The organism is Nocardia colli (assembly GCF_008704205.1).
Classification (GTDB): Bacteria; Actinomycetota; Actinomycetes; order Mycobacteriales; family Mycobacteriaceae; genus Nocardia; species Nocardia colli.
In genome coordinates this window covers 1297869-1313253 of sequence record NZ_VXLC01000001.1, presented here as the reverse complement: position 1 = coordinate 1313253, position 15385 = coordinate 1297869, and the positions used below count along the sequence as shown (strand labels likewise).

The following is a 15385-nucleotide window of genomic DNA, read 5'->3' as shown; positions in this document are numbered from 1 at the left end:
CCTCACTTCCGCTGCCAGAGGTGCCTACCGGTCGCCGGCCGATCCCCAGACGGTCCGCGCCCGGCGCAGATCGAGGATGCCCTGCACACCGCTGTCCATGGACTGTGCCGCCATTTTCGCACGTAACTCCCCCGGATCGACCCGTGCCGTGGTGTGTCCGGCCGCCTCGAAGCGCCGGTTGCGCCGCGATTGCGCCGCTACCGCATTGACCGGAGGCTCGGCGTAGGCCATGCCACCCGGGTGCGCCACGTGATAGGTGCAGCCGCCGCGGGACAGGCCGGTGCCGGCGTCGATCAGGTCGAACACCAGCGGCACGTCGACGGTGATCGACGGATGCAGCGAGTTCGGCGGCTGCCATGCCCGGTAGCGCACGCCCGCGACCTGCACGTCGGCCTTGTCGGTGGCCAGCAACGGGACCGGCATGCCGTTGCAGGTCAGCACGTAGCGGCCGCGATCCGCGCCGGCCACCCGCACCTGGAGACGTTCCACCGAGGAATCGACGTAGCGGGCGGTGCCTGCCGTGGTGGTCTGCTCGCCGAGGGTGTTCCACGGTTCGATCGCGCCGCGCAGCTCGATCTCGATATCGCCGAGCATGACGGTGCCGATGCGCGGAAAGCGGAATTCGGTGAACGGGTCGAGCCAGCCCGCGTCGAAGTCGATGCCGTGTTCGCGCAGGTCGGCGGCGACCTCGGCGATATCGGCGAGCACGAAGTGCGGCAGCAGATATCGTCCGTGCAGATTCGCGCCGTGCCGAATCAGCCGCGCCCGCAACGGTTCCGACCAGAAGCGCGCGACCAGGCCGCGCACCAGCAGCGATTGCACCATCGCCATCTGGAAGTGCGGCGGCATCTCGAAGCCGCGCAGTTCCACCAATCCGAGCCTGCCCCTGGCGGTTTCGGGACTGTAGAGCTTGTCGACGCAGAACTCGGCGCGATGGGTGTTGCCGGTGAGATCGGTGAGCAGATGACGCAGCGCGCGATCGATGTGCCACGGCGCCGAACCCACCGAGCGGGCGGCCGAATCCGCCACCTGCGCAACCTGACTCGATTTGGCCAGCCGCGCGATCTCGGCGAACGCGATCTCCAGCTCGTAGAGCGTCTCCTCGCGTCCCTCGTCCACCCGCGGCGCCTGCGACGTCGGTCCGACGAAACGCCCGGCGAACAAGTAGGACAGCGACGGATGCCGCTGCCAGTAGGTCAGCATGGAGACCAGCAGGTCGGGGCGGCGCAGCAGCGGCGAGCGCGCGGGCGTCGCACCGCCGAGCGTGATGTGGTTGCCGCCGCCGGTGCCGCTGTGTGTGCCGTCGACATCGAACGATTCGGTGCTCAGCCGGGCCAGGCGGGCCTGCTCGTAGAGGGTGGACAGCAGCTCGGACTGTTCGGCGAACGAGACGGTCGGCTGCACGTTGACCTCGATCACGCCGGGGTCGGGCGTCACCGAGAAGGTGTGCAGGCGAGCGTCTACCGGTGGCGCGTACCCCTCCAGCACGACGGGGCGATCGACCGCCACTGCCGCGGCTTCGATTCGGCGCACCAGGTCGAGGAAGTCGTCGAGTTCCGCGATGGGCGGCAGGAATACGTGTAGTCGTCCGTTGCGAACCTCGCCGACCAGGGCGGTCGTCGGCTCCCAATCGGCGGGTTCGACGATCGCGGGTTCCTCGGTGCGGTCGACCGCGAGCGGCTCGGCGAACAGCGGATCGCGGTCGGGACGTTGGGGTGGCGTGTGCCAGGAAACGGAGTCCAGTGGCAGCCGCAGTCCGGCCGGAGAATCGCCTTCCGTCAACACGATTCGACCGGCTGGTTGATCTGCGGTTACCCCGCGGCGCAACCGCCAGTCCGCGCTCGCCCAGCCGGAGCCGTCGTCGCGGCGATACAGCGACAGCACGTAGGCCGTCGGTTCGGTGACCTCGGCGTCGAGGCGAGCCAGCAGCTCCTTGCGCGCCTGGGCCGAGTCCATATCCGGGTCGAGGTCGTCGATCGGGTCGACCGGATCCCCTTCCGGGGCACGGACTTTCCCGGCCAGCCGGAGCAGCGGGTCCTCGTAGGCCGGACGGACCTGACCGTCCGGCAGACCCAGGCTCAGCCCGACATGTGCGATCAAGTCCCGGGCGACGCCGGAATCCGTGCCACTTCCCACCGCCGATCCCCACGGGTCGGCGAGCAGGTCCTGCCGCGTCCAGGCCGGCTCATCGTCGTCGCGCCACGCGACCGCGATCTCCCAGCGCGGCAACGGTTCTCCCGGATACCACTTCCCCTGCCGATACTGCACCAACCCGGTCGGCGCGTAGATCCGGCGCAACCGATCGGCGAGATCGACCGCGCGTTCGCGCTTGTGCGCGCCATCGGCCTCGGTGGTCCATTCCGCCCCGGTCTGGTCGTCGATGGAGACGAACGTCGGTTCACCGCCGACAGTCAAACCCACGTCCTCGGCGGCCATCCGCGCGTCCACCGCGGCGCCCGACGCGGTGATCCGCTCCCACTGAGATCCGGTGTAGGGCAAGGTAACCCGAGGATCCTCGTGGAACCGCCGGACAGTATTGGCGAACTCCATGGTGGCGCCGGTCGGCCCGGTCGCCCCGGTGATCGGCGCGGCGGACACCGGATGCGGCGTCGCCGCCAGCGGAATGTGCCCCTCCCCCGCGAACAACCCCGACGTGGGATCGAGCCCGACCCAGCCCGCGCCGGGCAGGTACACCTCGGTCCAGGCGTGCAGATCGGTGAAGTCGGCCGGCGGCCCCGACGGCCCGTCCAGCGACGGCACATCCTGCGCCAGCTGCACCAGGTACCCGGAGACGAACCGCGCCGCCAGACCCATCTCACGCAGGATCGACACCAGCAACCAGGCCGAGTCCCGGCACGATCCGAGCGCCCCGCGCAGCGTGTGATCGGGCGTCTGCACCCCGGCTTCCATCCGGATCGTGTAGCCGACGTCCTGGCGCAGCGCCTGATTGAGATCGACCAGGAAGTCGATGGTGCGCGGCCGATCCGTGACGTGGTGCGCGCGTACCCAGTCCTCGACCAGCTCGCCCGGCCCGGAACCCGGCCCTGCTTCGTCCACCGGCCGCAGGTACGGCTCGAGGTCAGCGAGCAGTTCCGCGCTGTAGCCGAACGGGTAGTGCTCGGCGGAGTCCTCGATGAAGAAGTCGAACGGGTTGACCACCTCGAGGTCGGCGATCAGCCCGATGGTGATCGACAGCTCCCGCGCGGGCTCCGGAAATACCAGCCGCGCAAGGAAATTGCCGAATGCGTCCTGCTGCCAGTTGCAGAAGTGCTCGGCCGGGGTCACCCGCATGGAATAGGCGTCGATCTTGGTGCGCGAGTGCGGCGCCGGGCGCAGCCGCACCACGTGCGGGTGTACCTCGACCGGCCGGTCGAAGGTGTAAATGGTCCGGTGTTCGAGCGACACCTTGATGCCCATGCAGCAAGTTCACCACATGCCGGACGCGGCGTGAGACACAATCGCGCAGCGGTCGCCGGTGCGCCGAACTGCGCAAACTCCGGTCGCGATCCGACACACGCCGCCGGCCTCCCGCGGCGGGCGGCGCGGGAGTGGTAGACACGAAGATAACGAACCGATCACGTCTGGAGGACGCATGCGTGCGCCGGATTGTTCGTCCTGTGAGTCCGCCGTCGATCACTGCCACGGCACCCTGATCGTGCACTCGACCAGGCTCACCGAATGCACCGAGAACGACTGCGCGGACCTCGACTACGTGCGGCACACCTTCGTCGTCGACTGTGCCGACCTGGCCGGCGGCTGCGCCTGTGCCGAGCCCCACCCGGCCCGTCGCCTGGCTTGAACGGCCGCGTACGTACCCTGTCCGGGTGAGCTATGACCACGTCTTGCTGCCGTCCGGTGTCGCGTCATCGATCGCCGAGGTCGACGCTTACCTCGCCACTCAGCAGGGACTCCCCGAGGCGGGCCTGGTCGCGCAGATCGCGGCCGAGCTGAACAAGGCCGACGCGGAGGTCCCGGAGGACGACAGCTTCCTCAGCGTGCACCCGGTCGGCGGCGCGCCTACCGGCGCGGCGTTGCAGGTGCCCTGCCCCTACGACGCGATCGGCTTCGTCCGGCAGCTGCTGTTCGCGATCGCGACGCCGCTGGACTACGCGGTCTACGACCCGCAGCTGGCCTGGCTGATCGACCCGGCCGGGCACGTGCCCGCCACGGTCACCCACGGCGGCGCGGGCGAATTCCCCTACCTGACCAAAACCCTTGCCGATCAGTGGGTTTCCGAGCTGGCCCCGCCGAATCCGTACCTCGTGGTGGAACGCGACGAACAGATCTACATGCAGACGTACCGGGAGAAGACCGGCGCGTTCACCCTCGAATACCGAGATGGCTCCCCGGACAAGCACTTCGGCACCACGGTGCTGGACGCGCCGACGGTGTCCGCGGTGATCTGGGACTGGGCCACCGACGACCGCACCCGGATGCAGACCCTGCCGTGGTCGCGGGTCGAACTCTGACTCACTGGTTCTGCACGGCCAGCCGCCCGGCCAGCGCGATGAAGGAGACGCCGAACACCCGGCGCATCCAGGTCACCACGACCGGCCGGGAGATGACGTGGTTGCGCAGCGCCGACGCGCACACCCCGTAGATCGCGAACACCACGAACGTGGTGAGCATGAAGACCAGGCTCAGTTCGAGCAAGCGCGCCAGCGCATTCGGTGAACCGTTCGGCACGAACTGCGGCAGGAACGCGAAGGCGAAGATGGTCAGCTTCGGATTGAGCAGATTCAGCAGCACCGCCGAGGTGACCACCTTGCGCACCGACTGCGCGCCCTGATCCGCGTCTTCCGGCACGGTGAGCGCGCCCTTGTCCCGGAAGGTGCTCCACGCCATGTAGATCAGGTACGCGACGCCGAGATACTTCAACGTCTGGAACGCGACCGCGCTCGCGTTGAGCAGCGCGGCCAGCCCGGTCATCGCCGCGACCAGGTGCGGCACGGTCCCGATGGTGCAGCCGAAGGCCGCGATCACGCTGGCCTTGGTGCCCCGGGAGAGCCCCGCCGCCAGGGTGAACAGCGCGCCGGTGCCCGGCGTCACGCAGATGACGAGCGTGGTCAGCAGGAATTCGATGCTCATCCCCGACACAGTAACCCGTGCCCGGCGCGCCGCAACCCCCGTAGATTCGGGGCTGGAAATGCGGCTAGAGCGCGCGCCGGCCGGACAGCGCGCGGCCCAGCGTCAGCTCGTCGGCGAATTCCAGATCGCCGCCCATCGGCAGGCCCGACGCCAGCCTGGTCACGCTCAGGCCGGGGAAATCGCGCAGCATCCGCACCAGGTAGGTGGCCGTCGCCTCGCCCTCGGTGTTCGGGTCGGTCGCGATGATCACCTCGGTGACATCGATGCCGTCCTCCTGATTTCCGATGCGCGCCAACAGTTCCCGGATCCGCAGCTGGTCCGGCCCGACGCCGCTCAGCGGGTCGAGCGCGCCGCCGAGCACGTGGTAGCGACCACGGAACTCACGGGTGCGCTCGATCGCCTGCACGTCCTTGGGCTCCTCGACCACGCAGATCATGGTGCGATCGCGGCGCGCGTCGGCGCAGATGCGGCACTTCTCGCCGTCGGAGACGGTGCCGCAGACCACGCAGAACTGCACGCCGTCGCGCACCTTCTGCAAGGCGGCCTGCAACCGGTCGATCTCCGGCGGCTCCACCTGCAGCAGGTGAAATGCGATGCGCTGGGCGCTCTTCGGACCGACGCCGGGCAGCTTGCCCAGCTCGTCGATCAGATCCTGAACCGGACCCTCGTACAACGGCTATGTCCCCGTGGCTCTCAGAAGCCCGGCAGCCCGGGCAGCGAACCGCCGCCGAGCCCACCCGAGAGCGGGCCGAGCCGCTCGGCCGCCAGCTGCTGCGCGTTCGCCATCGCGTCGTTGACCGCGCCGATCACCAAGTCCTGCAACGTGTCCACGTCTTCCGGGTCGACCGCCCGCGGATCGATGGTCAGCGCGACGACCTCGCCGGACGCCTTGACCGTGACCTTGACCAGCCCGCCACCGGCCTGCCCGTCGACCTCCGCGGCGGAGATCTCGGCCTGTGCTTCCATCACCGCCTGCTGCATCTGCTGCGCTTGGGCGAGTAACTGCTGCATGTCGAACTGACCACCGGGCTGCACGGCATATTCCTCTCTGGGGAAAGTGTCACTGATCAGCCTAGTCCCTGCGACGCGCGGGACGCCGTGCCGCCTCTGGCCGCTGAACCGCCCGCCCGCGCGAATTGCGTTCGGCGATATCGGTCCCGACCGGTCGTTATGTCTTTGATGCATGGCCGGTAACAGGTTGAGTACGCCGGGGTCGGGAACAACAAGATCGACCTACCATCGGGAAGTAGGTCGGGAGTTCTGGAGTACCGATATGAGCACGATGAGGGCACGTTTCCTGAGCACCGCGGTGCTTTCGCTGGGGGTTCCCGGCATCTTCCTCGGCATCGCCGCACCGGCGGCGACCGCGGATTCCGGCGTCACCGAGGCGGCCGCCGATTACGGCGGCGGTTGCGTCCTCTACCCGGACAATCGAGCGGCCACGATCGACTCGCTGCGCTTCCGCTGTTCGCCCGAGCAGCAGGACGCCGTCTTCCGGGACGCGGAGCGCGGCGACGTGCCGATGGGCGTGCAGAACGGCTGGGTGACCCGGCCGCCGGCGATTCAAGGCATCGCGCCGGCGTTCTGGATCGGCAAGGTCTTCTACACCGGCCCGGACGGCGGCACGCTGACCAACCGGATCACCGGCGCGGGCTACGAGGCCTGGCCCGCGTATGTGTACAGCGCGCCCGCGATGCTCGACGGCAGGCCGACCTGGGCACTCAACTACGACCCGTCCCCCACCCCGCAGGTCTACGACGAGATCCGGGAGGTCACCCCCGGCGTCTGGTTCGGCTATTCGTGGTGGCGCGGCGCCTTCCAGAACACCCTCCTGCTGACCTTCGTCCTGGGCTGACCGCGCAAAGTTGACTCTCCCCCCGCTGGAGGGTGTTCGCTGAGGGACATGACAGCGACCGTCTCCATCGGGGAGTTCGCCAGGCTGACGTACCTGACCGTGAAAACGCTCCGGTACTACCACGACATCGAGCTGCTCGAGCCGATCGAGATCGATACGGGGTCCGGCTACCGGCGTTACTCGACCGACCAGGTGGCCCAGGCCCATCTGATCCGGCGCCTGCGCCAGCTCGACATGCCGTTGCCCGAGATCAAGGCCGTGCTGGCCGCGCCGGACGACGACATCCGCAACGCCGCGCTGCGCGCGCATCTGGAGCGGATGGAGGCCGAGCTGGCCCGGACCCGCTCAGTGGTGGCGTCGCTGCGGTCGCTGCTCACCCCGGCCGCGCCGCTCGCGGTCGAATACCGCTCGATCCCGGCCTTTTCCGCGCTGGCCATCGCCGAGGTGGTCAGCCGCGACGACATCGGACCCTGGTGCGCCGCCGCCTACCCGCTGCTGCACGAGACGTTGGGCGCGGCGGGCCTCGAGGCCGACGGCATCGACGGCGCCACCTATTCGATGGACTTCTTCGAGCACGATCTCGGCGAGGTGGTCGCCTACGTCCCGATCCCGGCCGCCGCCCGGCTCGCGCCGACCGGCCGGGTCTCGGTCATCGAACTGCCGGCCCGCCGCTTCGCCATCGCCCTGCACGAGGGCGACTTCGAGGATTTCGACCGCACCTACGGCGCACTGGGCAGCTATGTCGCCGAACACGACACCGCGCTGGCCGAGCCGGTGCGCGAGCGCTACCTGCTCAGCCCCGACGACACCGACGACCCGAACAACTACCGCACCGAAGTCTGCTGGCCGATCGGCCTGCTCTGAAAAATGGAGAACCCCATGACACTGTCCCTCGCGCACATCACCATCGACAGCTTCGACGCGGCCGCGCTCGCCGGATTCTGGGCCGAGCTGCTCGATCAGCCGGTCGACCCGGACGCCTCGGAGCAGTTCGCCACCGTCGGCCGGACCGCCGGTTCGGCACCGATATTGATGTTCATCCAGGTGCCCGACAAGACCCCGGGCAAGAACGTGATCCACCTCGACTTCCACGCCGAGGACTGGCATCAGCACATCGAGCGCGCGGTCAGCCTGGGCGCCAAGCGAATCGGCGACTTCGACGAGTACGGCGCGCAGTGGACCACGCTGGCCGACCCGGAGGGCAACCTGTTCGACATCGGCGCGGCGTAGCCGCCGAAACCGAAAGCGCAGCCCGACCCACGCGGGGTCGGGCTGCGCTTTTCGTTATGTCCTGTGCGTCAGGCGAGTTCGCGCGCCAGGTTGCCCAGCACCTCGGCCTGGATCTTCTTCAGCCCGAGCGGGGCGAAGATGCCCTCGAAGATGCCGGCCACGCCGCCCGCGCCCTGCCAGGTGGTGCGCAGGCTGACCTGCGCGCCCGCGCCGTCCGGCGTCACGGTCCAGGTGTTGACCATGGTGGAGTTCGAATCACGCTCGGTGACAATGGAATCCGACACGGTGACGACCGCGTGCACGTTGCGCGAGCGCTTCTCGGTGGCCTGCAGCGTCCACTCGGCCACGGTGCCCGCGCCCTTGCCGCCCTCGACCACCTTGTAGTCGCGGTAGTGCGACGACAGAATGCGCGGCCGCACCGTCTCGTAGTCCGCGATGGCCTCGAGGGTGCGCTTCGGATCCGCCGCCACGGCGATCGAACTGCTGGCGCTGACCTGTCCCACAATGAGCTCCTTGTCCGGGTACGGTATGTCGACCGGTACCCATCCTGCCCTGTAGCGGCCACCGCACCGCATACCGGTCGAGTCGTGTGGCGAACTTCTCCGAGCCGGTCGATATTCCGGTTCGCAACATATGCGTGACATTTCTCCCGAGACCCCGCCCTCGCGGTGGTCTCACACAGAGGTGCGTACTAGCGTCGAGGGGTGGCAGTGAGTCTGTTGGGGAAGGCCGGACACGCTCCGGCCGCACACGAATCCGGATTTGCCGCGCATCGGGCTGGAGTGGACCGACTCCTGGCGAGTTATCGCGCGATTCCCCGGGACGCGAATGTGCGGCTGGCGAAGAAGACCTCGAACCTGTTCCGGGCCAGGGCGAAAAACCCCGCGCCCGGCCTCGACGTATCCGGGCTGGCCCAGGTGATCACGGTGGACCCGGTGGCGAAAACCGCCGACGTGGCCGGCATGACCACCTACGAGAACCTGGTCGCCGCGACCCTGCCGTACGGTCTCGCGCCGTTCGTGGTGCCGCAGCTCAAGACGATCACCCTCGGCGGCGCGGTGACCGGCCTCGGCATCGAGTCGACCTCGTTCCGCAACGGCCTGCCGCACGAGTCGGTGCTGGAGATGGACATCCTGACCGGCAACGGCGAGATCATCACCGCCACCCCGGACAACGAGCACGCGGACCTGTTCCGCGGCTTCCCGAACTCCTACGGCACGCTCGGCTATTCGGTCCGGCTGAAGATCGAGCTGGAGACCGTGCAGCCGTACGTGGCGCTGCGTCACCTGCGCTTCCACGACCTGCGCGAGCTGGAGCGCACGCTGGCCACCATCGTCGACGAGAAGGCCTACGACGGTGAACGAGTCGATTACCTCGACGGCGTCGTGTTCACCGCCGACGAGAGCTACCTGACCCTCGGCCGGCAGACCGACGAGCCCGGCCCGGTCAGCGACTACACGGACATGGACATCTTCTACCGGTCCATCCAGCACGACGCTGATCCGTCGGGTCGCTCCGCCGGTTCCGCTCCCGTGCAGCCCAAGCGCGACCGGCTGACCATCCACGACTACCTGTGGCGCTGGGACACCGACTGGTTCTGGTGCTCGCGCGCGTTCGGCACGCAGAACCCGAAGATCCGCCGGTTCTGGCCGAAGCGCTACCGGCGCAGCAGCTTCTACTGGAAGCTGATCGCGCTCGACCACAAATACAACATCGCCGACAAGCTGGAGGCCCGCCAGGGCAACCCGCCGCGCGAACGCGTCGTGCAGGACATCGAGGTGCCGGTCGAACGCACCGCCGACTTCGTCGAATGGTTCCTGCGCGAGATCCCGATCGAGCCGATCTGGCTGTGCCCGCTGCGGCTGCGCGACACCGGCGCGCCCGCGACCACCGAGCGCACCTGGCCGCTCTATCCCCTCGAGCCGAACCGGACGTACGTCAACGTCGGGTTCTGGTCCGCCGTGCCCACCGTGCCCGGACAGCAGGAAGGAGCGGCCAACCGTGCGATCGAGCGCACCGTGACCGACTTCGACGGACATAAGTCGCTGTACTCGGATTCCTATTACGACAAAGATGAGTTCGCGGCGCTGTACGGCGGCAATACCTACACCGAATTGAAGAAACGCTACGACCCAGACCAGCGGCTGCTGGATTTGTATTCGAAGGCGGTGCAACGCAAATGACGACATTCAAGGACCGTTCTGACGTCTTAGGCGACCTCGGAGCCAAACTCAGCATTGCCGAGATCTTCGAGACGCTGATCGACGGCGAGGTACCGATCCGGCTGACCGCCTACGACGGCAGCGCGGCCGGACCCGAGGACTCGAAGTACGCGCTGGACATCAAGACCCCACGCGGGATCAACTACCTGGCCACCGCGCCCGGCGATCTCGGCATGGCCCGCGCCTACATTTCCGGCGACATGACCGCCGACGGAGTGCATCCCGGCGATCCCTACGACATCCTCGCGGCGATGGACGGGCTGAAGTTCCATCGCCCGTCCGCGCTCGCGCTGGTCACCATCGCCCGCTCGCTGGGCTGGGAGCGGCTCAAGCCGATCGCGCCGCCGCCGCAGGAGACGCTGCCGCGCTGGCGCCGGATCGCGCTGGAGGGCCTGCGGCACTCCAAGACCCGCGACGCCGAGGCGATCCACCATCACTACGACGTCTCCAACAAGTTCTACGAGTACGTGCTCGGCCCGTCGATGACCTACACCTGTGCGTGTTACGGCGACGAGGACTGGACGCTGGAGCAGGCGCAGGAGAACAAGTACCGCCTCGTCTTCGAGAAGCTGCGGCTGAAGGAAGGCGACCGGCTGCTCGACATCGGCTGCGGCTGGGGCGGGATGGTCCGCTACGCGGCCAAGCGCGGGGTCAAGGTGATCGGCGCGACGCTATCCGCCGAGCAAGCCGAATGGGCGCAGGCGAAGATCGCCGAGCAGGGGCTGTCCGACCTCGCCGAGGTGCGGCACTCCGATTACCGCGACATCGCCGAGGGCGAGTTCGACGCGGTCTCCTCGATCGGGCTCACCGAGCACATCGGCGTGCACAACTACCCGTACTACTTCGAGTTCATGAAGAGCAAGCTGCGCGACGGCGGCCTGTTCCTCAATCACAGCATCACCCGGCCGGACAACACCCGGACCACCAAGGCGGGCGACTTCATCGACCGCTACGTGTTCCCGGACGGCGAGCTGATCGGCTCCGGCCGGATCATCTCCGAAATCCAGAACACCGGTCTGGAGGTGCTGCACGAGGAGAACCTGCGCGAGCACTACGCGCTGACCCTGCACGAGTGGTGCAAGAACCTGGTCGCGAACTGGGACGCGTGCGTCGCCGAGGTCGGCGAGGGCACCGCGAAGGTGTGGGGCCTGTACATGGCGGGTTGCCGGCTCGGCTTCCAGCGCAACGTGGTTCAGCTGCACCAGGTGCTCGGCGTGAAACTCCCCCCGGACGGCGACTGGACCGTGCCCCTGCGGCCCTGGTGGCAGCCGTAGCTTTCGCGTTACTGCCCGTCCGCTTCCAGGAGTTCGTCCAGGAAGCGGGCGGGCAGTTCGATGTCTCCGGTATGGGCTGCGGCGGTGGGCATTTCGGCGTGCAGTATGCGCAGGATCGAGACGACGCCCGGTCCCGCGTCGAGTAACGGCCTGGTCCAGCCCAATCCGGCGCAGGTGGCGGCGGCGGGCAGCAGCAGGCCGGTGGCCTCGCCGACCCAGCCGGACGCGGCGAGGCATTCGGCGAGCAGCAGGGAGGCGTCCAATTGCGCACGGGGACGGCCCTTGTCGAGCATGCGGCCGTGCAGGGCGCGGGATCGGCGGACCGCGCGGTCGTCGGAGCCGAGGCTGCCTTTAGCCAGCAGAGTGCGGATCGCGGCGATCTCTTCGGCCTCCGCGGTCATCACCGCGGTACCGGCCATTCGACGACCGGCATGCAGTGGGGCCGAGGGGGATTCGGATTCGAAGGGCTGCTCGTCCGCGGGGTCCAGTAGGCCGAGGCGCAGCCGTTCGGCGCGGATGTGCGCGGCGAGCCGGAACAGCCGGTTGTCGTGGGCGATCCGCGCACCCTCGTCGAGTCTGGTTGCGGCGGTGAACAAGTCGCCGCGCACCGCCTTGACCCGGGCGCCGATGACGAACGTCGAGATCAGGAAGTCCACCGGGCCGACCCGGGCGACCAGCTGATGACTCTCGTCGAGCAGCTGCTCGGCGAGATCGAGATCGCCACGGCGGTAATTCAATTCGCCGAGCATCGCGGCCGCCACCCGCACCGCGTGCGAGCGCGGGCCGGACCGCTGCTTGGCGACCTCCCACGCCTCCTGGAAACACTGGGTCGCGGTGGGGATGTCGAGCTGCTCGTAGGCGGCGGCGCCGCGCCCGCACAACCCGAACACCGCGCCCAGCGGATCCTTGGACCGCGCATGGTATTCCGCCGCCCAGTCCTGTATCTCCCGGGCGCCGTCGAAGTCGAACTCGCACAGCCGCACGAACGAGGTCAGGTTCGCCGCGGTGGACACGGTCCAGGCGGGCAGTCCGTCCGGCGTCTTCAGGCACTCCGCGACCCGGTCCAGCACGCCCTCGGTGTGATCGCGGGCGATCTGGTCGGCGGCGCCGAGCACGGCGGCCTGGCAACGCTGCCGGTTCACGTCCTCGTCGGTGGCCGAACCGCGGGCGAGGATGTTGGACAGCCGGCCGAGCGCCGTGCGAGCCGCGCCGGACTGCTGCAGGTTCACGTTGGCGCGCGCCACCGCCATCAACAGCTTGGATCGCGAAGCCACCTGCTGCATCGGCAGTTTCGAGACCGTGCCGAGCAGCGTGGCCAGCCGGGACTTGTCGATCAGGTCCATGCCGCCGGTCTCGAGCAGGTCGAGCGCCATCTTGAAATCGGTGGCGGCCAGCGCGTGATCGACCGACTTGCGCAGCAGCTGATGCTCGGCGTACCAGCGGGCGGCCTTGCGGTGCAACGACTTCAACCGTCCTGGCTGGGCGCGTTCCAGTCGCGCCCGCAGATGCTCGGCGAACAGCGGCTGCATCCGGAACCACTCCGGGTCGTGCACGATCCGGCGCAGGAACAGCTCGCGCTGCTCGGCCTGCTCCAGCAGCTGTTCGGCGTCCGCGTCCTCGGACAGCGCCGCGGCCAGCGAACCGCACACCCGCTCGGTCACCGAGATCGCCATCAGGAAGTCGAGCATCCTGGGTTCCAGTGTGTCCAAGACGTTTTCGGCGAGGTACTCGCGGATGCCGTGATTGCCCTCGGACAGATTGGCGATCAGCTGCGCCGGATCGGCGTTGCCGCGCAGCGACAGGCTGACCAGCTGGATCGCCGCGGGCCAGCCGTCGGTGGCCGCGTGGATCTGTTCGACCTGCGTCTCCGACAGCGGAAACCCGTGGTGCCGCACCAGGATCTCCGCGGTCTCCTCGACGGTCAGGCGCAGCGCGGCCGAGCCTATCTCGACCAGCTCGTCGTGCACCCGCATCCGGCTGGTCGGCAGGCCGGACTGCTCCCGGCTGGTCACCACGAAGCGCAGATGGTGACATCCGTTGTCCAGCAACGCTTCCATCGCCCGGTGCGCGCCCGGGTCGGTGACCCGGTGCCAGTCGTCGACCACCACGACGACCGTGCTGCCGCCGGCATGGATCTCGTCGATCAGCGTCGAGATGACGAAGGCGGCCGCGTCCGCGGGGCGTTCCTCGAGCACCTGATCCAGGCCGGTGCCCACGTCCGGGCGGACCCGGCGGATCGCCTGGATCAGGTGGGCGAGGAACCAGATCTCGTTGTCGTCGTCCTGATCCACGCCGATCCAGGCGACCGGGATGCCGCGCTCGGTCAGGTCGGTCCGCCACTGCGCGGCCACGGTGCTCTTGCCGAAACCGGCGGGCGCGTGGATCGCCGCGAGCCTGCGCCGGCCGCCCGCGCGCAGGATGTCCAGCAGGCGCGGGCGCGGGACCGGCTCCCGGGCCGGGGTCGGCGGCCGAAATTTGGTGGCCGCGGTCGGCGGCAAGGTGGTGGCCGACCCGGTCGCGCCGGTGTGCTGCGACACCGAGGGGCGCAGCGTCAGCGGCCAGCTGCGCCGGGCGGTCACCGCGGGCCTGGACTTGGTCGACGCCGAGGACTCGACCGGATGGGCCATCGGCTCGGGCGCGGCGATGGTCTCCAGCAGCGCCATCTCGTCGGGCATCTGGTCGTGCTCGCGCTGCACCGCGCGCAGCAGCTGCCCGAAGTCGTAGGCCGAGGGCGGGCGTTCGGCGGGGTCGATGGACATGGCCTGCTGGATCGCCTCGGCCACGCTCGGCGGGATGTCGTGCTCGCGCAGATCCGGCACCGGCTGGGTGGTGATCCGCAGGAACTGCGCGACCACCTTCTCCCCCGCCTGCCGCTCGAACGCGGCGTGCCCGGTGAGCAGCGCGAACAGCGTCGCGCCGAGGCCGTAGACGTCGGAGCGGATGGTCGGGTCTTCCCCCTTGAGCACTTCCGGCGCGGTGAACGCGGGCGAGCCGGTGATCAGGCTGCTGGAGGTCTGGAAGCCGCCGGGGATCCTGGCGATGCCGAAGTCGGTCAGCTGCGGCTCGCCGTAGCCGCTGAGCAGCACGTTCGCCGGCTTCACGTCGCGGTGCAGGATCTGGGCGCGGTGCGCGCTCTCGATCGCGCCGGCCAGTTTCACCCCGGCCCGCAAGGAATCGGCCCAGGTGAGCGGGCCTTGATCGCGGATAACCTGCTCCAGCGAACCGCGGGTGCAGTACGGCATCACGATGAACGGCAGCCCGCTCAGCGTGACGTCCACCTGCAGGATGTCGACGATATTCGGATGGCCGGACAGCCGGCCCATGGCCTGTTCCTCGCGCAGGAAGCGCTCGCGGCTCTCCACCTCGATCTCCGAGGAGAGCACCTTCACCGCGACGACCCGCTCCAGGGCCCGCTGGATACAGCGATAGACCACGCCGAAGCCACCCCGGCCGATCTCCTTCGCCTCCGACAGGCCCATCGCCTCCAGCTCGTCGGCGATCCCGATGAGCGGGTGGCGCTGGGTATCCGAGTCGGCCGGGGTCGAGTCGGGGCCGACTTCGCCCGTACGCGTCCGTGGTTTCACGTGACCACCTCGAACTCACATCGAATCGGCGTCACCGTCGAACAACAAGCACACCGACGCACGGACATCACCCGGTACCCCGCGCGATGTCCGATATGTCTGCGCATACTCCAACGTAGCGCGGGCGCGGCA

13 protein-coding genes are annotated in these 15385 nt (G+C 68.7%); 7 read left to right on the top strand and 6 right to left on the bottom strand.

The window, feature by feature from the left end; genetic code table 11:
• Positions 1 to 24: 24 nt before the first annotated feature.
• A complete protein-coding gene (locus F3087_RS06205) occupies positions 25 to 3417 on the bottom strand; it encodes a transglutaminase family protein (protein ID WP_150400727.1) in 3393 nt (1130 codons plus the stop codon).
• Positions 3418 to 3592: 175 nt separating this feature from the next.
• Here F3087_RS06205 and F3087_RS06200 point away from each other — a divergent pair, with 175 nt between their 5' ends.
• Positions 3593 to 3799 carry a hypothetical protein gene (locus tag F3087_RS06200; protein WP_150400726.1) on the top strand — a complete coding sequence of 69 codons (207 nt, stop codon included), beginning with the start codon at positions 3593 to 3595 and terminating at the stop codon, positions 3797 to 3799.
• A gap of 25 nt (positions 3800 to 3824) precedes the next feature.
• A complete protein-coding gene (locus F3087_RS06195; RefSeq protein WP_150400725.1) occupies positions 3825 to 4469 on the top strand; it encodes a hypothetical protein in 645 nt (214 codons plus the stop codon).
• A 1-nt stretch (position 4470) separates the two neighbouring features.
• Here F3087_RS06195 and F3087_RS06190 read toward each other — a convergent pair whose 3' ends face one another.
• The 3 genes from F3087_RS06190 to F3087_RS06180 all read right to left on the bottom strand — a co-directional run bounded on the left by F3087_RS06190 (position 4471) and on the right by F3087_RS06180 (position 6123).
• A complete protein-coding gene (locus tag F3087_RS06190) occupies positions 4471 to 5088 on the bottom strand; it encodes a LysE family translocator (RefSeq protein ID WP_150400724.1) in 618 nt (205 codons plus the stop codon).
• 64 nt (positions 5089 to 5152) lie between these two features.
• Positions 5153 to 5761 (bottom strand): recombination mediator RecR, encoded by a 609-nt coding sequence (gene recR, locus F3087_RS06185; RefSeq protein WP_150400723.1) that lies wholly within the window; start codon positions 5759 to 5761, stop codon positions 5153 to 5155.
• Positions 5762 to 5781: 20 nt separating this feature from the next.
• Positions 5782 to 6123 (bottom strand): YbaB/EbfC family nucleoid-associated protein, encoded by a 342-nt coding sequence (locus F3087_RS06180; protein ID WP_150400722.1) that lies wholly within the window; start codon positions 6121 to 6123, stop codon positions 5782 to 5784.
• 238 nt (positions 6124 to 6361) lie between these two features.
• Here F3087_RS06180 and F3087_RS06175 point away from each other — a divergent pair, with 238 nt between their 5' ends.
• Genes F3087_RS06175 through F3087_RS06165 form a run of 3 tightly spaced genes read left to right on the top strand, consistent with a single transcriptional unit; the run spans position 6362 to position 8173 of the window.
• A complete protein-coding gene (locus F3087_RS06175) occupies positions 6362 to 6943 on the top strand; it encodes a hypothetical protein (protein WP_150400721.1) in 582 nt (193 codons plus the stop codon).
• Positions 6944 to 6991: 48 nt separating this feature from the next.
• Positions 6992 to 7807 (top strand): MerR family transcriptional regulator, encoded by an 816-nt coding sequence (locus tag F3087_RS06170; RefSeq protein WP_150400720.1) that lies wholly within the window; start codon positions 6992 to 6994, stop codon positions 7805 to 7807.
• A gap of 15 nt (positions 7808 to 7822) precedes the next feature.
• Positions 7823 to 8173 (top strand): VOC family protein, encoded by a 351-nt coding sequence (locus F3087_RS06165; protein ID WP_150400719.1) that lies wholly within the window; start codon positions 7823 to 7825, stop codon positions 8171 to 8173.
• 68 nt (positions 8174 to 8241) lie between these two features.
• Here the strand turns inward: F3087_RS06165 and F3087_RS06160 are convergent, their stop codons facing one another.
• Positions 8242 to 8676: an SRPBCC family protein gene (locus F3087_RS06160; RefSeq protein WP_150400718.1), complete on the bottom strand. Its 435-nt coding sequence runs from the start codon at positions 8674 to 8676 to the stop codon at positions 8242 to 8244.
• Positions 8677 to 8883: 207 nt separating this feature from the next.
• On the opposite strand from F3087_RS06160, the gene F3087_RS06155 reads away from it, so the two are divergent.
• Positions 8884 to 10356 carry an FAD-binding oxidoreductase gene (locus F3087_RS06155; RefSeq protein WP_150400956.1) on the top strand — a complete coding sequence of 491 codons (1473 nt, stop codon included), beginning with the start codon at positions 8884 to 8886 and terminating at the stop codon, positions 10354 to 10356.
• The gene (locus tag F3087_RS06150) at positions 10353 to 11669 is read left to right on the top strand and encodes a class I SAM-dependent methyltransferase (RefSeq protein WP_150400717.1); all 1317 of its coding nucleotides are present in this window, start codon (positions 10353 to 10355) and stop codon (positions 11667 to 11669) included. The genes F3087_RS06155 and F3087_RS06150 overlap by 4 nt, the downstream gene beginning before the upstream one ends.
• Before the next feature lie 8 nt (positions 11670 to 11677).
• Here F3087_RS06150 and F3087_RS06145 read toward each other — a convergent pair whose 3' ends face one another.
• Positions 11678 to 15253 (bottom strand): serine/threonine-protein kinase, encoded by a 3576-nt coding sequence (locus tag F3087_RS06145; RefSeq protein WP_150400716.1) that lies wholly within the window; start codon positions 15251 to 15253, stop codon positions 11678 to 11680.
• Positions 15254 to 15385 lie beyond the last annotated feature (132 nt).